Below are 26334 nucleotides of genomic sequence, written 5' to 3'. Positions count from 1 at the left end.
TATCCCCAAACCAGATGATGGTCTGGTTTGGGGTTGTTTAAAATTTCACCTTATTTTTATAAACGTCGCAGATTTCGTATTTTATTTTTTTTGTTCAAATTTTATCAATCATCTTATGCGTAAGTGCTTTAAACATCATTCGTGCTATCGAGTCGATCTTTTGACCTTGAAGCTGCTTGATTATGTAGTGGAAGTTTTTCATACTATGAATATTAAAAAAATCATACTGCCTAGAGTAAAATTATGCCAAATCAAACGCAGGAACAGCAACTTGAGCAATTATTAGAAAAAGCAGCCAAAGAACCTGCATACCGCCCAGAATTCTTACAACAATTATTAATTGGGCATATTTACTGCTTAGGTGTCACAGATCGAACGACTCAGCCGATGCAAACCGAGCAAATTCACCTACAACAAGGTGATGAACTGCATTTACAAAAATGGAAAAAAGCGGATGGTACTGAAGCATTACCATTTTTCTTGTCCCTAGAAACCTTGCAGCAGTCCATTCAAGAAGAACATTCGTATTTATATCTTCCGACACAGCAGTTTTTTGAAATGACGCTTGGAGACACACTGGTACTGAACCCGATGTCGCCTTATGGTAAAGAATTTAGCCCAAGTGAAATTCGTCAGCTCTTACAGATTGATATGGGGCAAGTTGAAAGTTATGAAGTCCAGCAAGACACTGAGGTTTTACTCGGACAGCCGACAGAATACCCTTATAAAATGGTGTCACAACTGCAAAAATTCTTGCAAACCAAACCTCAGGTACAAACAGCGTATTTGGCACTGATGCATAACCCACAGCGCGATGCTGAACCGACTTTAATGATTGGCTTGCAACTGGATATGCAGCAACCATTGCAATTGGATCAGTTGATTCAGCAGGTTGGCCAAGTTGCCTTTGAAAGTCTAGATCAACCAAGCCTTGTAGATTTGACGATTATTGATGATCAAAAAAGTGATGGTCTGAGTCGTTATATGCGTGAAGAAACCACACCATTTTATCAGCGTGAACAACCTGAAAAACGCCGTGGTATGCTAACTCGATTTTTTTCTTAATAAATAGGCCGATCTCATGGATATGTTCGAATTGCTTCATATATGGCTGAATTCTCGTAAAATTCAGCAGCAGTCCGAGCATACATTGTCAGCTTATGAGCGTGATGTTCGGGATTTTCTCAATTTTTGCCAGCGCAAGAAATTAGACCTTAATAATATTGCCTCGGCAGACCTACGTGAATACTTGGCAGAAAAAGTAGAACGGCAACAACTGGCGACCAGTAGTTTACAGCGTGCTTTAAGTGCAATTCGCCAGTTTATGCAGTGGGTGGAACAGCAACAGCAAATTGCACAAAACCCAACCAAAGATTTCCGTTTAAAGCGGCAACCACGGGCGCTGCCAGGTATGCTGGATATTGAAACCATTTTACAAATTTTGGAACAGCCTGCACCTGAAAAGCCTTTAGAGCAACAGCTCTGGCTTAGAGATAAAGCCATGTTGGAACTACTTTATTCCAGTGGCCTGCGCTTGGCAGAATTACAAAGCTTGAATCTGCAAGATCTTGATTTTGAGCGACAACAAGTGCGTGTAACGGGTAAAGGTGATAAAACCCGTATTGTACCTTTTGGACAAAAAGCTAAGCAGAGCTTACATCGCTGGCTGCAAATGGCAGCAATTTGGATGGGACAGACTTTACAACCAAGCAGCGCAATTTTTATTTCTCAACGCGGTACGCGCCTAACACCGCGCCAGATTGAAAATCGTGTCAAAGCCCAAGCATTACGAGCAGGGGTCAGTGTTGATTTACACCCACATTTGCTTAGACATTGTTTTGCTAGTCATTTACTTTCTGCAAGTGGTGACCTGCGTAGCATTCAGGAAATGCTCGGGCATAGCAACTTGAACACCACACAAATCTATACCCATATTGATTTTGATCATTTGGCGAAAATTTATGATCAAGCACATCCCCGTGCGCAGAAGTAGGGTCTAGTACTCATCTAAAGGTAATTGATAGCTTTGTTTAATAAATTGACTTGGTAAATCAGTTTTCACACTGGTAATCCCATTTTTTTTTGGTCAAATGGCTAGACTGAAACTTACGATAACTTTCCAAGTCGGGAACTACAACTTTGAGCATGGCATCACATTCTCCTAATATGATGTAGCACTCCATGACCTGTGGTAACTCTTTCATGGCTTCAATAAAACAGTCAATGGTTTCGGCATCCTGTCCAATCAGCCAAATCCGAGAAAATAAAATTAAAGAAAGCCCCACCTTTTGTGGATCAACGAGCGTGGTATAACCTCGAATCACGCCAGCTTCCTCAAGTAGTTTTACTCGCCGTAAACACGATGAAGGGGACAATCCTACTTGTTTTGCAAGATCATTATTTTGAATACGCCCATTCTGTTGCAAATGTAGAATAATATTTTTGTCGATACGATCGAGTTTTATTGATATAGAATTATTAATTTGTTTCATAAATTAGAATTAAATTTGAAAAATTGTTTTGATTATAGAATATTTGCAACCCTATTTGATTGGTTTTTTTGGACAATATAGAGACTTTATTTTGTTGTTTTAAAGGCAAAAGCGATGTCTGACTTTACATTATTTACACTCACCATCATTTCGCTGGTATTAACGCCAGGGCCCGATATGTTATTTGTGCTTTCACAGGCGATGGGTAAAGATTTTAAGTCAGGCATGATGGCAACTTTTGGCGTGTGTTCTGGCTATTTGGTACATTCGGTACTGGTTGCACTGGGAATTTCTGCGATTATAGTGTCCTATCCGATGCTATTTAATGCGATTCGATTTTTTGGGGTTGCATATTTGGTGTACCTCTCAATTCAGTTATTTCGTTCAGCATTTCAGAGTAAAGGTATTCGGTTATCTGCGGCACATACCCATAACCCCATTCGCAAAGGTTTTGTCACTTCACTACTCAATCCAAAAGTCATGCTGATTTATTTTGCAATCTTGCCGCAATTTATGCATAGCAAAGGCAATCCTGTGGTTGAAGGCTTACTCTTGTCTTTAATTTTTATAAGTTCATGTATTATCGTATATTTAGTGCTGTCATTTATTGTGGTCAAAGTGACAGAAAAAGCAGGTTTTGATCAGCGTAAACAAAAATGGATCGATGCTTGCTCAGCGAGCATGATTATGTTGGCAGCAACGTGGCTCATCGCACATTAATTTTGATTTTTCCATGCCAGCTTTTTGCTGGCTTTTTTATGCGTGTGCATATTGTATTTATGACGTGATCACAGGATTTGCTTACAGTCTCTATTATCAATAGATGTAGGTATTTCTGATGTTGATCATGAGTAAAATTGATGATTTTTATAAAAATGACCTGCAAGTTTAATTTTTTAAATCATTGTTTTTTATCTTAAAAACTAACAAAAACTCAGGTAGAATATGCCACGTAACGCTTTTCTTTGAACTGGTCAATTCACGTTTTTAGTGCAATTTCAGTATTTGTCAAGAAATTGTGACTTGACCGAAATGCCAAACGCATTGCAAGATAGGCAACGAAACGAATTTTTGAAAAGTATCGCACTTTTCTTCTAGATCATTGGATACTACAGCCGAGGAATACATGAAGGCTCTTGTTGCTGTCAAACGTGTGGTCGATGCTAACGTTAAAGTTCGCGTAAAGCCGGACAATAGTGGTGTTGATTTAACCAACGTAAAAATGTCAATTAACCCATTTTGTGAAATCGCAGTGGAAGAAGCGGTTCGCTTAAAAGAAAAAGGCATTGTTTCTGAAATCGTGGTGGTTTCAGTAGGTGCAAAAGAAGCTCAGGAACAAATTCGTTCTTCTATGGCACTTGGTGCTGACCGTGGCATTTTGGTTGAAACAGCCGATGAGTTAGGTGCTTTAGAAGTTGCGAAAATCCTGAAAGGCGTTGTGGCACAAGAACAACCACAATTAATTCTTTTGGGTAAACAAGCTATTGATGATGACTCTAACCAAGTTGGTCAAATGTTGGCAGCACTTTTGGGTGTAGGTCAGGCTACATTTGCATCTGAAGTGAAAGTTGAAGGTGAAAAAGTTCAAGTTACCCGTGAAATTGACGGTGGTTTACAAACAATTGAACTGAACTTGCCTGCAATCATTACCACTGACTTACGTTTGAATGAACCACGTTACGCAGCTTTACCGAACATTATGAAAGCTCGTAAAAAACCGTTGGATACAAAATCTCCTGCGGACTATGGCGTAGCTACAGGTAGCAAGCTGAAAACTTTAAAAGTTGAAGCACCAGCAGAACGTCAAGCGGGCGTACAAGTGAAATCTGTAGATGAGCTTGTTGATAAACTTAAAAATGAAGCGAAAGTGATCTAAAAGGCAGGGATAACATCATGAGTATTTTAGTCATCGCTGAGCACGACAACCAAACTTTAAATGGCGCAACCTTAAACGTTGTTGCAGCAGCGCAAAAAATTGGTGGCGACATCACTGTTCTTGTAGCGGGTTCAGGTGCACAAGCTGTTGCCGATGCAGCAGCAAAAGTTGCAGGCGTTAGCAAAGTTCTACTTGCTGACAATGCAGTCTACGCCAACCAACTAGCAGAAAACGTTGCTGGATTAATTGCTGATTTGGGTAAAGGCTATAGCCACGTTTTGGCAGCAGCAACCACGACAGGTAAAAACATTTTGCCACGTGTTGCAGCCTTGCTGGATGTGAGCATGGTGAGTGATGTAATTGCAGTTGAAGCAGCCAACACTTTCAAACGTCCAATTTATGCAGGCAATGCAATTGCCACTGTACAATCAGAAGAAGCAATCATTGTTGCGACTGTACGTACCACTGCTTTTGATGCGGTTGCAGCAGAAGGCGGCGCAGCAGCTGTTGAAGCAGTGAGCGAAGCTAACGATGCAGGCGTATCGAAATTCGTTTCAGAAGAAATCGTGAAAACTGAACGTCCAGAGCTTTCGGCAGCACGTATTGTAGTGTCTGGTGGTCGTGGTGTGGGTTCAGGTGAAAACTACCACAAAGTCCTAGATCCATTGGCAGACAAACTGGGTGCAGCACAAGGTGCATCACGTGCGGCAGTTGATGCAGGTTTTGTTCCAAATGACATGCAAGTCGGTCAAACTGGTAAAATCGTTGCACCTGATTTGTATATTGCGGTTGGTATTTCTGGTGCGATTCAGCACTTGGCAGGTATGAAAGAGTCTAAAGTGATCGTTGCGATCAACAAGGATGAAGAAGCGCCAATCAATGCAGTTGCAGATTACTGGTTAGTGGGTGATTTGAACGAAGTTGTACCTGAACTGGTATCTAAGCTTTAATTCGATAATCCTTAAAAAAAACTCTGCTTCGAGCAGGGTTTTTTTTATGTCTGAAATTTGTGTTCAGAGGGCTTATGTTGAGCTTGAAGTTGACTAATGCAAGAATAACAAAATGCCGATTTTAGCCAGAAAAATCATTCCAAATTAGAGGAATTTGACAAAAAAATCATCATCAAAAAAATGCGAAAAAGTATGTGTAAAAAAGCAACGATTTTATAAGGGAAATACGATTCTATTTGCTCTGAACACAACAAAGCGTGGGTGAATATGCTAAAATATCGCGTTATGTTTTTCAGTTTTAGTGATAAATTTTTCACTAATTTTTTCTGAATTTTTTTCAAGTTTTTTGGCTGTTTATCGGTGATAAATGGTCAATATAATAAGGAGTATGCATGAGCGTATCGGAAATCCGACCGATTGCCATTGAGGATGAACTCAAGCACTCGTATCTTGATTATGCGATGAGCGTGATTGTCTCTCGCGCATTGCCAGATGTGAGAGATGGTCTGAAACCTGTTCATCGTCGTGTGCTATATGCGATGCATGAGTTGGGCAATGATTATAACAAGGCCTACAAAAAATCTGCCCGTGTCGTCGGTGATGTGATCGGTAAATATCACCCACATGGTGACTCTGCGGTATATGAAACCATCGTCCGTATGGCGCAAGACTTTAGTCTGCGTTATCAGTTGGTCGATGGTCAGGGTAACTTTGGTTCCATCGATGGCGATAGTGCTGCGGCAATGCGTTATACCGAAGTGCGTATGACTAAGCTTGCTCATGAACTCTTGGCAGATCTTGAGAAAGATACAGTCGATTGGGAAGATAACTACGATGGTTCTGAGCGTATTCCTCAAGTTTTACCAACACGTGTTCCAAATTTACTGATCAATGGTGCTGCGGGTATTGCCGTAGGTATGGCGACCAATATGGCGCCACACAACATGACTGAAGTGATTCATGCCTGCCTTGCTTATGCCGATAACCCAAATATATCCATTGAAGGTTTGATGGATTATATTTCTGGTCCAGATTTCCCGACAGGTGGCATTATTTACGGTAAATCAGGCATTGTCGATGCTTACCGTACAGGTAAAGGCCGTTTGCATATTCGTGGTAAGTATCATTTTGAAGAAGATGAGAAAACAGGACGTATCACGATTGTATTTACTGAAATTCCGTATCAGGTCAACAAAGCGAGAGTCATTGAGCGTATTGCTGAACTGGTCAAAGAAAAGAAACTTGAAGGTATTTCAGAGCTGCGCGATGAGTCTGATAAAGACGGTATGCGTATTGCCATAGATTTAAAGCGTGGTGAAAACGCTGAAGTTGTGGTCAATAATCTGTTCTTGAATACACAGCTTGAAAACTCGTTCAGCATTAACATGGTTTGTCTCGACAATGGTCAACCAAAGTTAATGAATCTGAAAGATATCATTGCTGCGTTTATTCGCCACCGTCAGGAAGTAGTGACACGTCGTACCATGTTCGAATTGCGTAAAGCACGTGAACGTGGGCACATCTTAGAAGGCTTGACGGTTGCATTGGCGAATATCGATGCCATCATTGAAGCCATTAAAACTTCAGCCAACCCAGCAGAAGCACGTGAACGTTTACAAGCAGGTGAGTGGGCTGCGGGTGGTGTAGTGAGCTTGCTAGAAAAAGCAGGTGCTATTTCAGTTCGTCCAGATGAAATTGAGGGTGAAGATCTAAATCGTCCATTTGGTTTGATTGATCAACGTTATCGTTTGTCACCGACTCAAGTCAACGCAATTTTAGAGTTGCGCTTGCATCGTTTAACAGGTCTGGAACAAGATAAACTTCATGCAGAATACAGTGAGATTTTATCTCAGATTGCTGAATTTACAGCTATTTTGAATGATTTTAACTTGTTGATGAATGTTATTCGTGAAGAATTAGCACTGATTTTGCAACAATATGGTGATGGTCGTCGTACCGAAATTGTGGAATCTCGCGTTGATTTCTGCCGTGAAGATCTTATTCCAGAAGAGCAAGTCGTACTGACTGTTTCGAAAACGGGTTATGCAAAAACTCAGCCACTCTCTGACTATGCGGCTCAACGTCGTGGTGGTCGTGGTAAATCTGCAACCAGCATGAAAGAAGATGATTATATTCAGCATCTGATTGTAGCGTCTAACCATGCGACTGTGTTGTGCTTTACCAATGTTGGCAAAGTTTATCGTCTGAGAGTATTTGAAGTTCCACAAGCTTCGCGTGGGGCGAAAGGTCGTCCAATGGTTAACTTGTTGCCACTTGACGCCAATGAGACGATTACCGCGATTCTACCGTTGACCGAGTTCCCAGAAAATCACTACGTGTTTATGGCAACAGCGTCAGGTACAGTAAAACGTGTGGAATTGGCACAATTTGCAAACATTCGTGCCAATGGTTTGCGTGCCATTGAGCTCAATGAAGAAGATACCTTAATTGGTGTTGCGATTACTGATGGTAATCAGCAAATTATGCTGTTCTCAAATGAAGGTAAAGCTATTCGTTTTGCTGAAACTGATGTGCGAGCAATGGGACGTACTGCAAAAGGTGTGCGTGGTATGCGTGTCGCTCTTGCGGCAACTGTACTTGAGGTGGATGAAACTGAAACCGAAAATGATGATACGGATGATGTTGAAGACAGTGCGGATTTGAATGTTATCAGCCGTATTGTATCGTTAGTCGTTGTCCCTGAAACAGGCGAAGTGCTGTGTGCGAGTGCAAACGGTTATGGTAAGCGTACACCAGTCGATGACTTCCCAACCAAAAAACGTGGTGGTAAAGGTGTCATTGCCATTAAAACTTCCGAGCGTAATGGTGAGTTGGTTGGTGTAGTTGCAATTGATGAAACCAAAGAGCTCATGTTGATTTCTGATGGTGGTACTTTAGTGCGTACCCGTGCTTCTGAAGTGGCAACCACAGGACGAAATGCACAAGGTGTTCGTTTGATTCGTTTAGGTGAAAATGAAACACTTGTTGGTGTTGAAGCTATTGATGCAGTTGAAGAAGAAATTGAACTCGACATCAGCGAAGTGAATGAATCTGTTGAAACTGAAGAAGTAGATAGCACAGAAGAATAAATTCAGATCTGTCCCGTTCTGAAATAGGTTGACACTTATTTCAGAATGAAACATACAGATCAAAATAAAAAGAGGAAGCCTAGGCTTCCTCTTTTTCATTATTGATTAAATATAAACACGTCATAATTACGTTGATGCAATACTTTAACCTGAGGGTCAGGCGATTTAAACTCACCTGGGCGACTAATCACAATCAAAGGCTGTTTGTTTTTTAAAGCCTGCTCAAAGGTCGCATCGTTCCATAAATTGCGTTTTAACTCGGGTTCAAATAATAAGCCATCTTTAATTTCTACAGCCGAATTATCTCCCCCAACAGCATCCCAGTTATTTACCAAATATATAGGTGATTTCCAATCCAGTAAAAATGGCACATCATAAAAGTAGTAGCGATAGAACACTAACTGCGTCTTGCCATGTAAATATTGCTGAAATTGTAACTGGTCAGAATTGGTTTTCGTATCGAACAATCGAACTGCAAAAGGAACGCTTGAACATAGCACCAGTAGACTAAGTACCGTCGCTTGTAAAAAAGAGATCTTTTTGGTTTTATAACATGCCAGAAACACCCATGGGCTAGCTGTTAAAATTGTGCCGAGTAAATAAATACTGCCAATATGTTGCAAGTAAAATTCATGATTTCCTTTCATGACATGTGGTGCAATCAATATAGTGAGTCCCATTAAGGATACAAAAATTGAAACACCAAAAATCTGTAATTTATTTTTAGGTAGGGTTAGGTTCTGCTGAACCCATGCTGTGATGAGAATCGTCAGTGGGGCAACGACAGGTAAAATATAACCTGCTAATTTTGATGGCGGAATTGAAAAAAAGATTGTGACAGAAACGAACCACCAGAGCAGTAAAGCAAGAATTGGCGATGGAACGACAGTACGAATATGTTGTTTCGCACCTTTAAAGCCTGTCACGAGTAACCAAGGTAAGAAACTGATCAATAAGATAACCAGATAAAAAAACCAAGGTTGTTTATTGTTGAATCCTGATGAGCTAAAGCGGCTAAATTGTTGGTCAATAAAGAAATAGTTTAAAAAATTTGGATAATGGTGTTGAGCAAAATACAGCCATGGGCCGACTAGGCAAATAAAGAGCAAAATACCCAGTGGGTTAAGTAAATATGGGATTTTTCTCCATTCTTTACAATAAATTACCCACGGCAAAATCACCATACCTGGAACCAGTACACCAATCAGCCCTTTACTCAAAAAGCCGCAAGCACAGGCAACATAGCCTAGAAATAAAATTGATTTTTTCCCAGACAAAGTAAAATCGGCAAAACAGAAAACGGTCAGTGTCATCCACGTTGCAACCAGTAAATCGTGGTTAACATACTGACTGCTGCCAAAAAACAGTAGGCTGGTTGCTAAAACCAATGCACTGAGTTGGGCAACACGTTCATTGATATATTTGCGGACAAAGAAAAATAAACTGACCAGCATCAGAGTGCCAGCGAGTACAGGAACTAAACGTAATACCCATAAATGCACACCAAAAATTTCCATCAAACCTGAACTGAGCCAGTGTAAGAGAGGAGGTTTATGCATAAATGGAAAGCCGTTGATACGTGGGGTGAGCCAGTCACCAGTTTCAAACATGGCACGACTGATATCACCATAACGCCCTTCATCTGGTATAGACATTGGTCGGATGATTGAAGTGATGAAGAGCCAGATCGGTAGCAGAATCAGTAATAATTTAGATGATCTAAGTAAAGGTTGCATAACATAGCCTCAATGCTGGAATGCAAAAAATCGGTTCAGTAAAAAGGTGAAAATTGCAGTGAGAAAAATTGCAATAATGACCAAAATGGATAGTGAAATATTTAGATAGTGATGTGAAATAAGCAATAAACTTTCATTAAACACAAAACCTAAAGTTGCAACAATAAAAAATTTAGGTAAGGTTTGCCGATGTGAAAGTTCTTGGGCTTGAAATGTAAAATGTCGATGCCCGAAGTAGCTCACCCAAAAAGCAAGACAAAAAGCAATCAGATTGGCATATGCTAAAGCAATATGCCCTCGCTCGAACAGTAGGATCACAATAGCGTAATGCGTTAATGCCGCAAGCACACCAATGATACCAAAACGAGCAAATGTAAGAACATGAGCAAGCATTAGGGGGTCTTATTATCAGATGTGGATGATGAATTTTTGGCTTTAGAGTACTCTGCTGCAACAATATATTTAGGGCGGTTTTTGACTTCAGTATAAATACGTCCGATATATTCCCCAAGAATACCAATAAATAGCAACTGGATTCCACCGAGTAATGTCATGCCTGCAACTAGCGTTGCCCAACCTGGAACACTACTGCCTTCGATGAGTGTTTCAAGAATAATCCAGATACCATATGCCATCGCCATAAATGCGAGCAATGCGCCCAGATAAGTACTGACTCTTAGCGGTAAATCTGAAAAGCCTGTTAATCCAGAGATGGCAAGGTTAAACAAGGACTTGAAGTTGAAACTCGATGTACCATGCTGACGTTCTTGTTCAGAAAATTGTAGTCCAATACTTTTAAAACCTACCCATGCATACAAACCTTTCATATAACGGTTTTTTTCAGGTAGATTTTGGATGGCAGTGACTACCTTGGCGTCAATCAGACGAAAATCCCCTGCATTTTCAGGGATTTCAACTGAAGTGCTAAAACTCATTAATTTATAATAAGCATGGGTGAAAAGGCGTTTGAGCCAAGATTCGGTATTACGGCTGCGAATACCATACACCATGTCATAGCCATTACGCCATAAATTGAGCATGGTCGGAATTTCGTCAATCGGGTGCTGAAAATCGGCATCAATCAATAATGCAATATCTCCTGTAACATGATCTAAACCTGCACTGAGTGCAGCTTCTTTACCAAAATTACGAGAGAGTTCCAGTACACGTAGAGGATAATTCTCAACCAGACTATACAAAACAGCTAAGGTATTATCTTTACTACCGTCATCAATCACAATGATTTCATAACCAGCAAGGTCTAGCTGGTCCAATTTAGCAGCCAAAGCTGGAATAAACTGGGGTAAATTTCCCGCTTCGTTATAAGCAGGAATCACACAAGATAGAACTGGATTTGTTCTCATGCGCTTACTCCGATACGTGAGAGAGTAATTTGATAAGTCTGACAGTCAATTGCAAATTGTTCAGATGTTAAATACTGATATTCTTGTAGCCGTGCTATTGTAATTGGATCAGTATTTTTTATTAAATACTGGGCAGGATGACACATAATTAAAAGATTGTCTTGCGCTTGGCTTAACCATTTTTGGTTCAGATGAGCATAATCAATCTGCTGAAAATCATAAATTCCAGCAAAAAATTGATTTTGTTTAATTTTATTTTGCATACATAAGTGATTAAGAGTTACTGAACCTAATTGCATGAGCATATATGTTTTAAACTGATATGGCGAAACCACAAGCGTATGTCGAAGATTTCTCACCCAGCCTTTAAAATTCTGTTCTTTTAAAAACTCTATCAGTACTTCGCGAATCACTGGAAACTGATGAACATGTTGATGTCCATCAATAAAGTCAGGTGCTTGCCCTAGTGCTTCGATAAAAGCGTTCCATTGTTGGGCGATGCTATCGCGAATCTGTTGGCGGTCAAGTAACCGTAACCATGCCTTCACCATCAGGGTATTTAAAGGAAAAGCCATAGTATGGTCATCAAAAGCATGAGTAAAATTGAGGTGTAACCCTAAATCAGCTTGAGCAGCATAAGGTTTTAATTGCTGTGCCGCTTGTGACCAGTCAGATGATTGGGTCATGCAAGATGTCGCGTGCAGCCGCTGTTGTGCAATCAACTCAATGATTGCTGTAGAAATACTTGGATGTAAAGCAAAATCATCGGCGCAGTAGCAGACATGTGTCATTTTAGACACTCGCTTGCATTATTATAAATCATATCAAATATCTACAAAATAAAAGATGTGTCTAATATGCTCAGTATCCCTTAAGAACAACTTAAGTGTAAACTAGAGAAAATGTTGAGTAATGTTGCTACAGAGCGAAAAAAGTGATTTAAGTGATGAACTTAGATGACCTAAACAGATTGGAAATCCGAACTGTATAGTCCCATTCTAAAGTCATGTAACCTTAGAATGGGGAATATGAATTATTGAGACAGTACGATTTTCTTTAAAACATCAACCAAAACATTAAATTCATTGTGTAATGGTGTGCTTTTACGGGTAACTAATGCGATGGTACGCACTGGTGCTGCCTCAATATGTTTGACTTGCAAATCCGCATGGCATTGTAACATCGGACGTTGCAAGGCAATTTCAGGCAATAAGGTATAACCTAGGTTCGACGATACCATTTCAACTAAAGTTGGCAGGGAACTGGCTTTTAATCGGTGGTCATTTTTACGTTCACCAATTGGGCAAGCACTCAAGACATGATCGCGTAAGCAATGACCTTCCTCAAGCAACATCAAACGAGAGAGGTCAAGATCATCAAGGTTACTTGCGCGGATACATTGCTGATCTGCTTTATGATGTACCAAGACCAGATTTTCTTTGGCAATCTCGGCAACTTTTAGCCCGCGTGTATCAAATGGCAGTGCCAAGACAATCATGTCTAAGTTACCATGTTCCAGTTTTTCAACAATCTTTTCACTTTGTGCTTCATGCAGATGTAACTGGATTTTGGGTAAATAATGATGCACTTCATCAAGCAACTGCGTCAAAATAAAGGGAGCAATGGTTGGAATAATCCCTAAATGTAAATCACCAGTGAGTGGTTCACTCATTTCTCGGCTAAGCCGCATGAGATCTTGAGCATCGGCAAGTAAAACACGGGCCCGCGCAACCACTTGTTCCCCTAAAGGTGTTAAACGTACATTTTGGCGATCGCGTTCAACCAAAACACCACCAAGTAAACGTTCTAACTCCATAATGCCGCCAGATAAAGTCGACTGGGTTACAAAAGAGCGACGTGCTGCCTCGGTAAAATGCAATGTTTCAGACAGTGTTACTAAATAAGAAAGCTGTCTTAAAGAGGGTAATGCAGCCATAGTGTCCTGATACTTTTAAGGTTTAAAGTGATGTGCGAATAAACCACTCAATTGAGGGATAAAATGTGGTGGAATATCATGCCCCATTCCAGCAATTAATTCAAATTTTGCTGATTTAATTGCTTTTGCAACAGTTCGACCATGTTTAGGGGGGAGCAAATGATCACTTGCACCATGTATGACTAACGTAGGTTGTTGAATTTGTTGATCCCATTTGAGTAATGACCCTGTGCATAATATTGCCAGTAATTGATGCAATACACCATTTGGGTAGTAACTGCGAAAATAAGATTTGCGTGCAAATAGTCGGATTTCTTCGACATTAATATAATTTGGTGACCCAATAATCTTGTAAAGCTGTACATTCTGCCGAATGATTTCATCTTCTTGCGTTGGGCGCTTACTGATCATCATTTTAAGCTGTCTGATCCCTGGCGCAGGTAAAAGTGGTTGATTGTTACTGGTAAACAGTAACCCTAGCTTGCTAATTTTTTCTGGATATTTGGCTGCCACAATCTGGGCAATCATGCCACCCATCGAAGCTCCAATCAGGTGGCATTGAGTAATCTCCAGTTTATCAAGTAATAAACCAACATCATCGGCCATGTCTTCCAAAGTATATGGCGCACCATGATTTTTAAGTCCGACACTAAAACGTGCCATCATGCTGAGTAAATGATGGGAGTTTTGCGGCTCTGTGGTAATTTTGCTAGATAAACCAATATCTCGGTTATCAAAGCGAATGACACAGAAACCTTGATCAATCAGTGATTTGCAAAAAAAATCTGGCCAAAGAATCAGTTGTCCACCTAAACCCATAATCAGCAAAATACATGGATGCTCGGGGTTGCCACCCATTTCAATGTGCAATTGTATGCAATTGCCGAGATCAACTTGCGCTTCACGCATATATTTACTATATGGTGATGGGCTAAACACAATATTCTGATTCATTGTGAGCATCCATAAAGTCTGATTATGCTTGTGGTGGAATTAAATCAGGTACCAGTTTGGTCAACGCTAAACGCTGTTTGGCTGCGGTTGCACCAAGCAGTACAAAGCCACGAATGGTTCCTTCACTATCGACAGCTTTAGATAACATGCCATCTTCAAAATGTTCAGTTTCCCAGTTCACGTCGACATTGTGCGGGACTGGCAATACAGTGAGTGGTGCGGCAGGCGTTTTAACTGCAACTGGCATAGCAGGGTAGTGAACATGAGTATGCTGACCCACCAAAGTTTTTGCCAAGGCACGTGCTTGTTGCATAATTGGCATAACATATGGCAATAAAAGTCCGTTCACTTCGGCACAGTCACCGACAGCATAAATATCGGGCTGATTGGTTTCCATTAGACTATTGGTCAGAATTCCGCGACTGGTTTCAATCTTGGCATGCTTGGCAATATCAATATTGGGTTGTAAGCCCACCGCACACAACACGAGATCTGCTGCAAGGCTATGACCATTTTCTAGTGTGACGACGTAATGTTGCTTAACTTTGCTGATTTTCTCAACGGTTGTACCAAGAATAAACTTAATACCACTCTCATGTAATTTCTTTTGGAATTCTTCAGCAACATATTGTGGCAATAGGCGACCAAGCGGTTGTGGCGCCAAATCAATGACAGTCGTTTGATAGCCTGCATGCTGTAAATCATTGGCAAATTCACAGCCAATCAGCCCAGCACCTAAAATGGCAATCCGTTTATCTTGTTTTTGGTCAAGTTGCTCGCGAAATGTGCGGTAATCGGTGAGGGAATTCACCACATGAATATCATCACTACCATCGCCAGCAATTGCTAAACGAATTGGATTTGCCCCCACAGCTAAAATCAATTTGCTGTAATTGAGTTCAACCGTCTGCTGATTTTGTACATAGCTTAATTGATGCTGTTCAGCATCAATATGATTCACCCAAGCATGGGTTTCAATACGCATGTTCAGTTGCTCAGCCATTTTGGTTGCATCTGCAAGTGCGATTTGAGCGGGCTGTTTATTGCCTGCCAAGGCATTTGACAATGTTGGCTTGGCATAACTTGCTGCATCATCAGCACAGATCATGATCAGTTCTTGTTCTTTGTTTAATTTTCGGTATTCACGTGCAAGGGTATAACCCGCCATACCCGAACCCACAATGACAATAGGCTGCATAATATTCTCCAAAATGTTTTTCTTAAGTAAAAAGACCATGTTCAAACATGGTCTTGAGCGGCTTTATACTTCGATCATTTCAAAATCTGCTTTGGATACTCCACAGTCTGGGCAAGTCCAGTCATTGGGTACATCTTCCCACTTTGTTCCAGGAGCGATGCCATCGTCTGGCCAGCCTGTTGCCTCGTCGTAAATCCATCCACAAACGATGCATTGATATTTTTTCATGAGTATCTCCAAAATGCTGATGGGTAACCAAAAAATGCCTGTCAGCGGTACTGTTATAAGGGGAAGCCTGATCATTATAGTTTACAGGTTCTTATCCTGAAATTTTTACCTTGTTATACTGTAAAGTAAAGAAATTCTTGGAAGATTGCATTTTAAAAAATGGGTGATACAACAGGATGAAACGTCTATTTTTAGGTTATAGACTAAGGTTGTAATGCAAAAAAAATAAAAATACATAAAATATTATCGGGATTTTATTTATATAAAAATAAATTTAAATATAAATCAATAACTTATTTTGTGTTTATTGCTTAAAAAAGTTTATTGGATAAAAAATAATAGTTTTTTTGGATTTAATTGGTTAAAATTAGCTCAAATAGATAGCTTAAAATTCTCCTGCCATGAACTTCGCTCAAACTTTTTGGTCTCATATTCGTACCATTCCAGATTTCCCAAAAACTGGGATTTGTTTTTATGATTTGACACCGTTGTTGGTGAATCAAATTGCTGCATTGTCTGATGCTTTGGTTGCAAGTATCCCAGCAGACAAAATTGAAGCTGTGGACAGCTTTGTTGCTGTAGAAGCTCGTGGTTTCGTGTTGGCAAGTTTCTTGGCGCAACGTTTAAACAAAGGTTTAATTTTAGTGCGTAAGGCAGGAAAATTACCGCCGCCAGTTGTGGGTGTGGGCTATAGCCTAGAATACGGTTTAGATAAACTTGAAATGTCTGCCGATGTTCAGCCGAACCAAAATGTGATTTTGGTTGATGATATTCTGGCAACAGGTGGCACATTAAAAGCAGTGCAGACTTTGGCAAAAAAATGTCAGCTCAATGTTTTGGGTGCAACCATTTTATTGGATTTGGACAGCGAACATAAAGAAATAGGTCTGGATGTTTGGTCTGTGGTGCGTGAAAGTGAAAAACCTGAGCAACAAGAAGAAGCGGTTGCTTAGGAAGTCAGACTTTAAATGTCAAGAAATGCCGATTTGAGATCGGCATTTTTTATTTGTGGGGTAAGTAAAAACTTTGCTCAAACTGTTGAATGAGCATATTGATATTTTCTGGGCATTCAAGGCGATGATAACCACCTGCATAGGTGTGTACGATCATGAAACGCTCTAGAATTTGCTGTGTTTGGTACATATCTAGCATTTCATCGCCCAGTTCTAAATAGGCGAGCTGTGGAATGTCATGGTCGAGATCTTTTTCTTCAAGCGCAGGGTAATCATCGCGAAATTTTGGTGCAAGACTTGGGTTAGCCACAATTGCTGGTAGATGAAACTGATAAGACATTCTCAGTGCCCAATATCCTCCCACGCCATGTCCAACCAACAAATCAGGTTTAATTTTTTCAATAATGTTTCGATAGAGCATTTCAACCGTTTGAAAACTTAAATTACGATAATCTACGTCTATACAAAATTTTTGTTTTGCTTGAATTGCATGGAATTTATTGGATTCCTTAGATGAATCTAATCCGTGCAGGAATAGAATTTTGGCATTATTCATCTTCATCGAGTTGGTTTCATCACAGGATAATGTAGAAAAGTCAGCTAGAAACATGCATTTGGTCTTAAAATGTTCGCGGTTTCTGCCATATTTTACGTTGCTTGAGGAGTTCTGTGAGCTAGCGAAAGGTCTAAAAAGATTTTGTTTTAGACTAAAGTTGCATAACTGGGCTGATTTTTTGAACTGATTTTTAAGAATTCTTTCGAAAAAAGCGTGAATTCTGCTATGCTATGGGACTTCATTTTTCAACTACTTTTTCGAGGCAGAGATGACGCAACACAACGCTCAATCGACTTCTGAACCCATTATTTCCGAAAACGATTTAATTGCACAGCGTCATGCCAAGTTAAAGCAAATCAAGGAAAGTGCTAAAGAGGCGGGTACAAGCCCTTGGCCAAATACCTTTAAGCGTGAGCATTATGCAGGCGACTTACAAGAGCAGTTTAAAGATTTAGATAAAGCTGCGATTGAAGCGGGTGAACACGTTTATGTGAAAGTTGCAGGTCGTGTGATGTTGAACCGTGGTTCATTCATTGTATTGCAGGACATGACTGGTCGTATTCAGCTTTATGTAGACCGTAAAGGTTTGCCAGCAGACACTTTAAGTACCATTAAATCTTTGGATTTGGGTGATATTGTTGCGGCAAGTGGTTACATTGGCCGTTCGGGTAAAGGCGATTTGTATGTTCACTTGGAAGAATTTGAACTATTAACCAAATCTTTACGCCCACTTCCAGATAAATTTCATGGTTTAAGTGATACTGAAGCGAAATATCGTAAGCGTTATCTTGACCTGATCGTCAATGACGAAACACGTAAAACGTTTGAGATTCGTGCGCAAGTTGTGGCGGGTATTCGTAATTTCTTGGCAGCTCAGCGTTTCATGGAAGTTGAAACACCAATGATGCATGTGATTCCAGGTGGCGCTTCAGCTCGTCCATTTGTTACTCATCACAATGCGTTGGATATGGATTTATATTTGCGTGTTGCGCCTGAGCTGTATTTGAAACGCCTTGTTGTGGGTGGTTTTGAGCGTGTATTTGAGATTAACCGTAACTTCCGTAACGAAGGGGTATCTACTCGCCATAACCCAGAATTCACCATGATTGAATTCTATCAGGCGTATGCAGATTATAAAGATTTGATGCAGTTAACTGAAAATATGCTAGAAAAACTAGCAGTTGATATTTTAGGTTCAACTGATGTGCCGTATGGTGATGAAGTTTATAGCTTCAAAGGCCCATTCAAGAAAATCTCAATGTTTGATGCGATTCTTGAGCACAATCCAACATTTACACCAGACAATGTCAATGATCGTGAATTCTTGGCAAACTTTGTGCGTGAAGAGTTGAAAGAACAAGTGAAACCAGGTTTTGGTTTGGGTAAATTGCAAACCATCGTGTTTGAAGAAACTGTCGAAACACAATTGCGTCAACCGACTTTCATTACTGAATATCCTGCGGAAACTTCTCCGTTGGCACGCCGTAATGACCATAACCCACATATTACTGACCGTTTTGAGTTCTTTATTGGTGGTCGTGAGCTGGCAAATGGCTTTAGCGAGTTAAATGACCCGATTGACCAAGCTGAGCGTTTCCAAGCGCAGGTGGCTGAAAAAGATGCAGGTGATGATGAAGCAATGCATTACGATGCTGACTTCATTGAAGCATTAGAATATGGTTTGCCACCAACAGCAGGTGAAGGGATTGGTATTGACCGTTTGGTGATGCTATTCGCCAATGCTGCAAGTATCCGTGATGTATTGTTGTTCCCGCACATGCGCCGTAAAGATGCTTAATTTTAGCTAATTCGCTCGTCAAAATCCTCCTGCATATCAGGGGGATTTTTTATGGATGCTCAGCATGTTTTTTGAATAAACAGACAGGATTTTTCTTTAGTAGCGACATGATGTTATGTATAAAAATATTTTGCTAGCGTACATGGAATTTTAAATGATTTTTATTTAATTTCATGGGTTTGGATTAATAGAATCAAATTGGCTTTTGATTGTAGATTGGTGGATTTTTTACAGGTACGTGCTTGTTTATAGTAGAAAAGGAACGAGAATTTAAAAATACATGATGCTTGTCAGCCCGATGCGACGTATAATTTATGGCTTATTTTTTGGAAAGATAAAATGAGCCTTCAGCAACAACTGATCTCCTTGAAACAGGTCGATTTGGCAAAATCAGCCAATCAAGTCTTACAGCGTAGCAATAAAGCACAACGTCAGGAAAGTTACAAACAGGCTCTGCTTGAATTAAATCAGGCATTTGAAGATCACCTATTACAAGCGGTGATGTTGGCATTTGATTTGAATTCTGGGCAAGCAAAAAAAGTACGCTATAAAAAAGACCGCGTGCGTGTATTCAAACAGCATGATATTGATTATACAGCGATAGATGGAGCTGAAACGGCACAAATTTTATCTTGGATTGCACAAAGTATTGTATATGAAGATGCGATTGTAACTCATGATTTGGACAACGTTTTTCCATTTTGGAAAGAGGGTTTCCCAATGGTTCAATTTGATAATACCTATACAATTTTGCTAGAAGATATTCAGCTACATTATGAGATGGTTTTGGATGCTCTAATTGCACTGCATGCCTGAAAAAAACCGCCTACAATGAGGCGGTTTTTCTTTTAAGATTCTTCGGATTCGATCAGTGATTCAGATTTTTCTATAATTCGAGTCACTAAAAGCTGGTCAATCTTGAAGTGGTCAACATCGACAACTTCGAACTTATAGCCTCCAAATTCCACGCTGTCAGCAGGTCGAGGAATTTTTCGGAGCTGATACATCATAAAACCTGCGAGTGTTTCATAATGTTCTTCGTCAGGCATGTCATCGATACCCAGCGCATGTTTCATATCTTCAATCGGAGTGCCACCATCAATTAACCACGAATTATTATCGCGCTTAATAATTTGCTGCTCTTCCTCAATGGTGGTAACCCAGTCTCCCATAACCGTAATCATGATGTCTGACAGGGTAATGACCCCAACCACAAATGCATATTCGTTAATCACCACTGCAAATTTCTCTTTGCTGGCACGAAAACGGTCTAGTACTTCTGAGAGGGTCAACGAATCGGGGAGAGTAGGAACAGTACGGATGGTAGATTCATTGAGCTGGTTGATGGATTGATTGTTGAGGATTCGAACCAGAATATCCTTGGCATCGACATAACCAATCACTTGATCAATGGTTTCATTACAGACTAAAAACTTGGAAAATGGATATTTTGCCAGTTTTTGTCGAATACTGTTTTCTGACTCATTTAAGGTAAAGAACACAACATTTTCACGAGTTGTCATGCTCGAATGTACATTACGCTCTTCAAGCTCAAAAACATTTTCAATAAAGTGATGTTCCTGTTTTTGCAAGACACCTGCTTGTGCGCCTGCATCCATTACGGCAGAAATATCATCAAAAGTAATGTTGTCTTCGCGCGTGGTGTTGACCTTAAAGAGGCGAAACAACAAATTGGCAATCGCATTAATCACCCATGCCAATGGTTTGCAGACTTTAATAAACACCTGAATCGGATTAATTAGAGCAATCGAGATTTTTTCGGGTGCAATCATTGCCAGGCGTTTTGGCATAAGATCGGCAAATAAAATAAATAGTGAAGTAACTAATGTAAAGGATAGAGCGAAACTAATGGTTTCTGCCCATTGCCCTGTATAAAAATGGGTTACCAGATTAACGAAATAGGGACGAAAAGCGCCTTCACCTAAAATACCACCTAAAATTGCAACGGCATTTAAACCGATTTGAGAAGCGGCAAAAAAATCGGCGGAATTTTCTTGTAAATCCAAAACTTGTTGTGCGCGTTCATCACCAGCTTCAGCCAAAATTTTCAGTTTAACTTTACGTGCGGCCGCGAGAGCAATTTCGGTTAGAGCAAGGAAACCTGCACCAGCAATTAATAGGATGATGATGATGATGTTCTGAAACAGACTCACATTGCACCTGTCATTATAGATTATTCATTATCAAATATTTTTTAACACAAAAATAGAAGAGGTGATACTGGAATATCACCTGATCATAATAAATCGTTGAATAAGATGATAAACAGCGATTAATACTGTGAAAATTGTGAATTGTTCATAAGAAATTCACGATTTTCTTCTTCAATCATTTGGCGAGCAACATAAAGAATCAGTTGGCGTAACCAGCGATGAGCAGGGTGATGATGCAATAAAGGACACCATGCCATTTTTAATTCAATTTCTGGAATATAAAATGGAGGGTCTTTAATCACCAGTTCCTGGCTTTTTGCTTGTAAACGTGCAATGCGGCTTGGTAGTGTTGCAATTAAGTCAACATTTTTAGCGAGCAAAGCAGGCATTTGATAATGACGGGTAAAGACGGAAATTTTACGTTTTTGACCAATACGTTCTAAAGCCTGATCAATCCAGCCCAAACCTGCCTGTTTGTCAGGGTTAACACCAAAACCAATGCCCATACCTGTCTTAGAAACCCAAATATGATGTGCATCAAGATAGTTTTTTAAGTTGAGGTTGTTGGCATTCGGGTGTTTGGGATTGACTAAACAAGAAAAGCTATCGCGCCAAACCAAGACTTGATGGAAGCTTTGAGGGATTTCGTTGAAGCGATTAATTGCCAGATCGACCTTGCCTTGTTCCATATCGCGGTAAGACACATCGCTTGGAGTAAGAAAGTCAAGAACGACATTGGGTGCTTCAGAACGTAAGGCTTTGACTAAACGGGGGACTAAAGTCGCTTCAGCATAGTCAGACGTCATAATACGAAAGACGCGATTGCTCGTATATGGTCGAAATTCAGTACGTGGCTCTAAAATCATGGAAAGATCAGAAAGCACATCTCGAATACGAGGTTGCAGCTCCAAAGCGCGCTCTGTGGGGGTCATACCTTCAGATGAGCGAATGAGCAACGGATCATTAAATAGAGTTCTTAATCTGCGTAAAATATTACTCATAGCGGGCTGGGTAACACCAAGTTGCTCAGCAGCACGAGTTACATTTTTCTCACGTAAGAGTACGTCAAGATAGATTAATAGATTAAGGTCAACCCGCTCCAAATTCATAGAACAAATACCGAATATAACCGTATGAAATTAGTTGTAAATTATGCCATAAGCAAAAGCTTTTGTGTGAAAATATCCAAAAAAACGCTGAATCTTTATGATTGTGAAAGGATTTAGTTTAGTTTTATTTTTAATCTTCTTAATAAGGCATATAAAGATATTTTTACTGAAAAAAACAGCAACAAAAAGCTTTTAAATACAGGTTGAATCTATCTATCAAAGCTACCATACTTTAGTCGAATGATTAAAAAGATTAAAAAATCATCATTTTTTATAAAAAGTGTTTTTTATTAACTCTTTTTATTTCAATAACTTGATAATAATCATTACGATTATAATACGACTTTGATCTATGTATTTTTTTAATAAATAGTGGGGATCAGTCAAGGATATTGGATTTAATTTTTTTTACGTTCTAATCTGTGTTCATCAGGCGGAAATGATCAAAAACCAAACAATCCAGTAAGACGGAATTTGATCATGATGCGTTATGAAAATCCTAAAATTAAAAGGAACCAATCATGACTACATACCAAACAGCGATTGATGCAATTCGTGAATTGAAGGCAAAATTCGGTAATACTTGGGCAGATATCAGCCCAGAAGATGCAGCACGCATGCAACTGCAAAACCGTTTCAAAACAGGTTTGGATATTGCTAAATATACAGCTGCAATTATGCGTCGTGATATGGCTGAATACGATGCCGATTCTAGCAAATACACTCAATCATTAGGTTGCTGGCATGGTTTTATTGCACAACAAAAAATGATTGCTAACAAAAAATACTTCGGTACAACTAGCAAACGTTATATCTACCTTTCTGGTTGGATGGTTGCAGCACTTCGCTCAGAGTTTGGTCCACTTCCTGACCAATCTATGCACGAAAAAACTTCAGTTCCAGCGCTTATTGAAGAAATCTACACTTTCTTACGTCAAGCTGACGCGAAAGAATTAAATGATTTGTTCCGTGCTTTGAACAAAGCAAAAGAAGCTGGTGATGCTGCTAAAGTTGCAGAAATTACTGCTCAAATTGATGGCTTCCAAACTCACGTTGTGCCAATTATTGCTGACATCGATGCTGGTTTCGGTAACGAAGAAGCAACTTACTTGCTTGCTAAGAAAATGATCGAAGCTGGTGCTTGTGCGCTTCAAATTGAAAACCAAGTATCTGATGCGAAACAATGTGGTCACCAAGCTGGTAAAGTAACTGTTCCACACGAAGACTTTATCTCTAAGATCCACGCACTTCGTTATGCATTCTTAGAAATGGGTGTTGATGAAGGTATTATCGTTGCGCGTACTGACTCTGAAGGCGCTGACTTGACTCAAAAAATCCCAGTGGTTAAAGAGCCAGGTGATATTGCTTCTCAGTACATCAGCTACTTAGATACAACTGAAATTGATATTTCTGAAGCAACTGATGATGAAATCCTGATCAAACGTGATGGTAAATTACACCGTCCTAAACGTTTAGCTTCTGGTTTGTATCAGTTCCGTGAAGGGACTCAAATTGATCGTGTAGTACTTGACTGTATTACTAGCTTGCAAAACGGTGCAGACTTACTTTGGATCGAAACTGCAACTCCAAACGTTGATGAAATCGCTCACATGGTGAACCGTGTGAAAGAAGTGGTTCCAAATGCGAAGCTTGTTTATAACAATAGCCCATCATTCAACTGGACTTTAAACTTCCGTCAACAGTCTTATGACCGTTGGGTTGCTGAAGGTAAAGATGTATCTGCTTACGACCGTGCTAAATTAATGAGCGCTGAGTACGATGCAACTGAATTAGCTGCTGATGCTGATGCGAAAATCCGTACGTTCCAAGCTGATGCTTCTCGTGAAGCAGGTGTGTTCCATCACTTGATCACACTTCCGACTTACCACACTGCTGCTCTTTCTACTCATGAATTAGCGCAAGGTTACTTCGGTAGCGAAGGTATGTTAGCTTATGTTGCTGGCGTACAACGTAAAGAAATCCGTGGCACTATCGCTTGTGTAAAACACCAAGCAATGGCTGGTTCGGACATCGGTGATGACCATAAAGAAATCTTCGCTGGTGAAAACGCGCTTAAAGCTGGTGATGATTCTAAAAACACAATGAACCAATTCTCAGCTCACTAAGTGCTGACAATAAAAAACCCTGCAAATGCAGGGTTTTTTATTTTGGTTTGAATCATTTGAGGATTTTGATTTTATATTAAGCTTTTCATAAACTCGTTTGATTTATCCCTGAGCTTATGGGAGAAATGCAAAGAGAATGTACACAATAATGCAAGAGGTCTTATATTCTAAAAACTGAATTAATTAATTTCAGTTTATTGGTGTTTTATAAGACGCCACCGATAGATTGACATGCTTCTTTATATAATTTGTATTGCTGATTGATGACATCATCTAAAGGAATATTAAATAGCTTGTCACCATCTTTATAATGCTGAATATAATCGGTCGCTTTCTGTTTGGTTGTGGTTAATGTCTGTTCATGAAAGCTATTAATTGGACTAATACTGTTTGCATAATTATGACAACTGAAATGCGAGAGCAGGAGCTCGGAGCGCTTGACTTCATTGGTGTTGGTAAATAAACAGGCAGATAGGCACAAAGAAATTAGCGGTATTAATAAAAGTTTCATGATGAAGGGGTTATTTTAAGGCTGCAATATTCTAAGCATATCTAGATAACGTAATTATATGACATATTTCTTAAATCACCTGTTTTTTGTTTAAATAAAGTAACAAAAAGTAATTTAAAACATAATACTGTTAATAAGTAATAAATTTATTTTAAAAACGAGACTTTGTTCCTGTTTTTATAAAATTTGATATTATCGGATTTTATTTAGATAAAGAGCACAAGAGAATCGACATCTTTTGTGCTCATTTTAAAATTACGCTTGGTTAAAACGCGATAAATTTTCTTCAGGGCGGGCAGTTAAAATTTCTACACCTGTTGGTGTGACCAAAATTGTATGTTCATATTGAGCAGATAATTTATGATCTTTAGTGACGACAGTCCATTTGTCACCTAAAGTTTTGGTTTGCCAAACACCTGCATTCACCATAGGCTCAATTGTAAATGTCATACCAGCTTCTAAGCGCATGCCTGTATTTTTTGTACCGTAGTGCAATACTTGTGGTTCGTCATGAAATACTGTACCAATGCCATGTCCACAATATTCACGTACAACACTAAAACGTTCAGATTCAACATATTTTTGAATTGCCGCGCCAACATCACCAATATAGGCACCAGGTTTTACTGCTTCAATACCGCGATACATCGCTTCTTGTGCAACATGACATAAACGGTTGGCTAAAATAGATGTTTCACCACCCACGATATACATCATATTGGTGTCGCCATGATAACCATCTTTAATGACAGTCACGTCAATATTGAGAATATCGCCTTTCTTTAGAATTTTATCTGTTGATGGAATACCGTGACACACCACATGATTCACAGAAGTACAGATGGTGTGTTGGAAAGCGGGACGACCAGGTGCTGCGCCGTATCCTAAACATGCTGGAATCGCATTTTGAACATTTACAATATAATCATGACAAATCGTATCTAATTCTAGAGTGCTTACTCCAGGTTGGATATGCGGTTTGATCATATCCAAAACTTCAGCCGCCAGTCGTCCCGCCACACGCATTTTTTCAATTTCGTCAGGTGTTTTAATCAGGCGGCGTGGAGCTTCGTAAGTACTGTTCATGATCTCTAAAAACTTTTGGAAATTTATGTGTGACTATGGTATAAATAGCCGCCCATTTTATCAAATGCTTTTTCGTGAATAAATTTCACGGGCTTTGTTGGATGGGGCAACAAAATCCGCACATATATCGACACATTTCTCTGGGTGCCTTTCGAGGTGGAGAATGCGGATATATGGAGGCTTAACCCAAACTTTAAG

General features: G+C 39.7%; 23 protein-coding genes and 1 pseudogene. 10 read left to right on the top strand and 14 right to left on the bottom strand.

Going from position 1 to position 26334, the window contains the following annotated elements; all coding sequences use genetic code 11:
• The first annotated feature begins 243 nt into the window (after window positions 1-243).
• Both E0H77_RS01505 and xerC read left to right on the top strand, forming a co-directional pair.
• A complete protein-coding gene (locus E0H77_RS01505) occupies window positions 244-1065 on the top strand; it encodes an enhanced serine sensitivity protein SseB C-terminal domain-containing protein (RefSeq protein WP_131374446.1) in 822 nt (273 codons plus the stop codon).
• A gap of 16 nt (window positions 1066-1081) precedes the next feature.
• A complete protein-coding gene (xerC, locus tag E0H77_RS01500) occupies window positions 1082-1993 on the top strand; it encodes a tyrosine recombinase XerC (RefSeq protein ID WP_131374444.1) in 912 nt (303 codons plus the stop codon).
• 3 nt (window positions 1994-1996) lie between these two features.
• Here xerC and E0H77_RS01495 read toward each other — a convergent pair.
• Window positions 1997-2492 (bottom strand): annotated as a pseudogene (locus E0H77_RS01495) (Lrp/AsnC family transcriptional regulator).
• Window positions 2493-2606: 114 nt separating this feature from the next.
• Here E0H77_RS01495 and E0H77_RS01490 point away from each other — a divergent pair.
• From E0H77_RS01490 to gyrA, 4 genes are all read left to right on the top strand, one after another.
• Window positions 2607-3212 carry a LysE family translocator gene (locus E0H77_RS01490; protein ID WP_131374442.1) on the top strand — a complete coding sequence of 202 codons (606 nt, stop codon included), beginning with the start codon at window positions 2607-2609 and terminating at the stop codon, window positions 3210-3212.
• Between the two features lie 406 nt (window positions 3213-3618).
• Entirely contained in the window at window positions 3619-4368 is a 750-nt protein-coding gene (locus E0H77_RS01485; RefSeq protein ID WP_004903756.1) for an electron transfer flavoprotein subunit beta/FixA family protein, read from the top strand.
• 17 nt (window positions 4369-4385) lie between these two features.
• Window positions 4386-5318 carry an FAD-binding protein gene (locus E0H77_RS01480; RefSeq protein WP_131374440.1) on the top strand — a complete coding sequence of 311 codons (933 nt, stop codon included), beginning with the start codon at window positions 4386-4388 and terminating at the stop codon, window positions 5316-5318.
• Between the two features lie 392 nt (window positions 5319-5710).
• On the top strand, window positions 5711-8407 hold the full coding sequence (gene gyrA / locus E0H77_RS01475; protein WP_131374438.1) for a DNA gyrase subunit A: 2697 nt from the start codon (window positions 5711-5713) through the stop codon (window positions 8405-8407).
• Window positions 8408-8505: 98 nt separating this feature from the next.
• Here gyrA and E0H77_RS01470 read toward each other — a convergent pair whose 3' ends face one another.
• The 8 genes from E0H77_RS01470 to rubA form a co-directional block, all read right to left on the bottom strand.
• A complete protein-coding gene (locus E0H77_RS01470) occupies window positions 8506-10143 on the bottom strand; it encodes a glycosyltransferase family 39 protein (RefSeq protein WP_131374437.1) in 1638 nt (545 codons plus the stop codon).
• Window positions 10144-10152: 9 nt separating this feature from the next.
• The gene (locus E0H77_RS01465) at window positions 10153-10536 is read right to left on the bottom strand and encodes a GtrA family protein (RefSeq protein ID WP_131374435.1); all 384 of its coding nucleotides are present in this window, start codon (window positions 10534-10536) and stop codon (window positions 10153-10155) included.
• A complete protein-coding gene (locus tag E0H77_RS01460; RefSeq protein ID WP_131374433.1) occupies window positions 10536-11507 on the bottom strand; it encodes a glycosyltransferase family 2 protein in 972 nt (323 codons plus the stop codon). The genes E0H77_RS01465 and E0H77_RS01460 overlap by 1 nt, the downstream gene beginning before the upstream one ends.
• Window positions 11504-12298 (bottom strand): ChbG/HpnK family deacetylase, encoded by a 795-nt coding sequence (locus E0H77_RS01455; RefSeq protein WP_131374813.1) that lies wholly within the window; start codon window positions 12296-12298, stop codon window positions 11504-11506. Before E0H77_RS01455 ends, E0H77_RS01460 begins: the two co-directional genes overlap by 4 nt.
• Window positions 12299-12540: 242 nt before the next feature.
• Window positions 12541-13443 (bottom strand): LysR family transcriptional regulator OxyR, encoded by a 903-nt coding sequence (gene oxyR, locus E0H77_RS01450; protein ID WP_131374431.1) that lies wholly within the window; start codon window positions 13441-13443, stop codon window positions 12541-12543.
• Window positions 13444-13458: 15 nt separating this feature from the next.
• Complete coding sequence (locus tag E0H77_RS01445) at window positions 13459-14397, bottom strand: alpha/beta fold hydrolase (protein WP_131374429.1); 939 nt, start codon at window positions 14395-14397, stop codon at window positions 13459-13461.
• 22 nt (window positions 14398-14419) lie between these two features.
• Window positions 14420-15595 (bottom strand): NAD(P)/FAD-dependent oxidoreductase, encoded by a 1176-nt coding sequence (locus tag E0H77_RS01440; protein WP_131374427.1) that lies wholly within the window; start codon window positions 15593-15595, stop codon window positions 14420-14422.
• A gap of 63 nt (window positions 15596-15658) precedes the next feature.
• Window positions 15659-15823, bottom strand: coding sequence for a rubredoxin RubA (rubA, locus tag E0H77_RS01435; protein WP_131313795.1), 165 nt, complete (start codon window positions 15821-15823; stop codon window positions 15659-15661).
• Between the two features lie 401 nt (window positions 15824-16224).
• Here rubA and E0H77_RS01430 point away from each other — a divergent pair, with 401 nt between their 5' ends.
• Entirely contained in the window at window positions 16225-16776 is a 552-nt protein-coding gene (locus E0H77_RS01430) for an adenine phosphoribosyltransferase (protein WP_131374425.1), read from the top strand.
• A gap of 49 nt (window positions 16777-16825) precedes the next feature.
• Here E0H77_RS01430 and E0H77_RS01425 read toward each other — a convergent pair whose 3' ends face one another.
• Window positions 16826-17338, bottom strand: coding sequence for a YqiA/YcfP family alpha/beta fold hydrolase (locus E0H77_RS01425; RefSeq protein WP_165491472.1), 513 nt, complete (start codon window positions 17336-17338; stop codon window positions 16826-16828).
• 262 nt (window positions 17339-17600) lie between these two features.
• Here E0H77_RS01425 and lysS point away from each other — a divergent pair, with 262 nt between their 5' ends.
• Window positions 17601-19130 (top strand): lysine--tRNA ligase, encoded by a 1530-nt coding sequence (lysS, locus tag E0H77_RS01420; RefSeq protein ID WP_131374421.1) that lies wholly within the window; start codon window positions 17601-17603, stop codon window positions 19128-19130.
• Window positions 19131-19469: 339 nt separating this feature from the next.
• Window positions 19470-19946: a hypothetical protein gene (locus tag E0H77_RS01415; RefSeq protein WP_131374419.1), complete on the top strand. Its 477-nt coding sequence runs from the start codon at window positions 19470-19472 to the stop codon at window positions 19944-19946.
• 32 nt (window positions 19947-19978) lie between these two features.
• Here E0H77_RS01415 and paeA read toward each other — a convergent pair whose 3' ends face one another.
• The gene (gene paeA, locus E0H77_RS01410; RefSeq protein ID WP_131313790.1) at window positions 19979-21304 is read right to left on the bottom strand and encodes a polyamine export protein PaeA; all 1326 of its coding nucleotides are present in this window, start codon (window positions 21302-21304) and stop codon (window positions 19979-19981) included.
• Between the two features lie 119 nt (window positions 21305-21423).
• Window positions 21424-22413 carry a LysR family transcriptional regulator gene (locus tag E0H77_RS01405; RefSeq protein WP_131313789.1) on the bottom strand — a complete coding sequence of 330 codons (990 nt, stop codon included), beginning with the start codon at window positions 22411-22413 and terminating at the stop codon, window positions 21424-21426.
• Between the two features lie 521 nt (window positions 22414-22934).
• On the opposite strand from E0H77_RS01405, the gene E0H77_RS01400 reads away from it, so the two are divergent.
• A complete protein-coding gene (locus E0H77_RS01400; RefSeq protein WP_131374417.1) occupies window positions 22935-24539 on the top strand; it encodes an isocitrate lyase in 1605 nt (534 codons plus the stop codon).
• A gap of 205 nt (window positions 24540-24744) precedes the next feature.
• Here E0H77_RS01400 and E0H77_RS01395 read toward each other — a convergent pair whose 3' ends face one another.
• Together E0H77_RS01395 and map are read right to left on the bottom strand one after the other, a co-directional pair.
• Window positions 24745-25050, bottom strand: coding sequence for a hypothetical protein (locus tag E0H77_RS01395; protein ID WP_131374416.1), 306 nt, complete (start codon window positions 25048-25050; stop codon window positions 24745-24747).
• Window positions 25051-25305: 255 nt separating this feature from the next.
• A complete protein-coding gene (gene map, locus E0H77_RS01390) occupies window positions 25306-26136 on the bottom strand; it encodes a type I methionyl aminopeptidase (RefSeq protein ID WP_131374414.1) in 831 nt (276 codons plus the stop codon).
• Window positions 26137-26334 lie beyond the last annotated feature (198 nt).

The organism is Acinetobacter brisouioides, from assembly GCF_004331075.1.
In the GTDB taxonomy this organism is placed as follows: Bacteria; Pseudomonadota; Gammaproteobacteria; order Pseudomonadales; family Moraxellaceae; genus Acinetobacter.
Note: the sequence above shows the minus strand (reverse complement) of the source record. Positions and strands in the feature narration are given on the sequence as shown.

Bases quoted from the DNA above. Each gene is read 5' to 3' on its own strand.
- lysS (WP_131374421.1), top strand. From the start codon at position 17,601: ATGACGCAACACAACGCTCAATCGACTTCTGAACCCATTATTTCCGAA.
- oxyR (WP_131374431.1), bottom strand. From the start codon at position 13,443: ATGGCTGCATTACCCTCTTTAAGACAGCTTTCTTATTTAGTAACACTG.
- E0H77_RS01470 (WP_131374437.1), bottom strand. From the start codon at position 10,143: ATGCAACCTTTACTTAGATCATCTAAATTATTACTGATTCTGCTACCG.
- E0H77_RS01400 (WP_131374417.1), top strand. From the start codon at position 22,935: ATGACTACATACCAAACAGCGATTGATGCAATTCGTGAATTGAAGGCA.
- E0H77_RS01505 (WP_131374446.1), top strand. From the start codon at position 244: ATGCCAAATCAAACGCAGGAACAGCAACTTGAGCAATTATTAGAAAAA.
- E0H77_RS01430 (WP_131374425.1), top strand. From the start codon at position 16,225: ATGAACTTCGCTCAAACTTTTTGGTCTCATATTCGTACCATTCCAGAT.
- E0H77_RS01445 (WP_131374429.1), bottom strand. From the start codon at position 14,397: ATGAATCAGAATATTGTGTTTAGCCCATCACCATATAGTAAATATATG.
- gyrA (WP_131374438.1), top strand. From the start codon at position 5,711: ATGAGCGTATCGGAAATCCGACCGATTGCCATTGAGGATGAACTCAAG.
- E0H77_RS01480 (WP_131374440.1), top strand. From the start codon at position 4,386: ATGAGTATTTTAGTCATCGCTGAGCACGACAACCAAACTTTAAATGGC.
- E0H77_RS01415 (WP_131374419.1), top strand. From the start codon at position 19,470: ATGAGCCTTCAGCAACAACTGATCTCCTTGAAACAGGTCGATTTGGCA.
- rubA (WP_131313795.1), bottom strand. From the start codon at position 15,823: ATGAAAAAATATCAATGCATCGTTTGTGGATGGATTTACGACGAGGCA.
- E0H77_RS01465 (WP_131374435.1), bottom strand. From the start codon at position 10,536: ATGCTTGCTCATGTTCTTACATTTGCTCGTTTTGGTATCATTGGTGTG.
- E0H77_RS01490 (WP_131374442.1), top strand. From the start codon at position 2,607: ATGTCTGACTTTACATTATTTACACTCACCATCATTTCGCTGGTATTA.
- E0H77_RS01460 (WP_131374433.1), bottom strand. From the start codon at position 11,507: ATGAGAACAAATCCAGTTCTATCTTGTGTGATTCCTGCTTATAACGAA.
- E0H77_RS01485 (WP_004903756.1), top strand. From the start codon at position 3,619: ATGAAGGCTCTTGTTGCTGTCAAACGTGTGGTCGATGCTAACGTTAAA.
- E0H77_RS01455 (WP_131374813.1), bottom strand. From the start codon at position 12,298: ATGACACATGTCTGCTACTGCGCCGATGATTTTGCTTTACATCCAAGT.
- E0H77_RS01405 (WP_131313789.1), bottom strand. From the start codon at position 22,413: ATGAATTTGGAGCGGGTTGACCTTAATCTATTAATCTATCTTGACGTA.
- E0H77_RS01395 (WP_131374416.1), bottom strand. From the start codon at position 25,050: ATGAAACTTTTATTAATACCGCTAATTTCTTTGTGCCTATCTGCCTGT.
- xerC (WP_131374444.1), top strand. From the start codon at position 1,082: ATGGATATGTTCGAATTGCTTCATATATGGCTGAATTCTCGTAAAATT.
- E0H77_RS01440 (WP_131374427.1), bottom strand. From the start codon at position 15,595: ATGCAGCCTATTGTCATTGTGGGTTCGGGTATGGCGGGTTATACCCTT.
- E0H77_RS01425 (WP_165491472.1), bottom strand. From the start codon at position 17,338: ATGAAGATGAATAATGCCAAAATTCTATTCCTGCACGGATTAGATTCA.
- map (WP_131374414.1), bottom strand. From the start codon at position 26,136: ATGAACAGTACTTACGAAGCTCCACGCCGCCTGATTAAAACACCTGAC.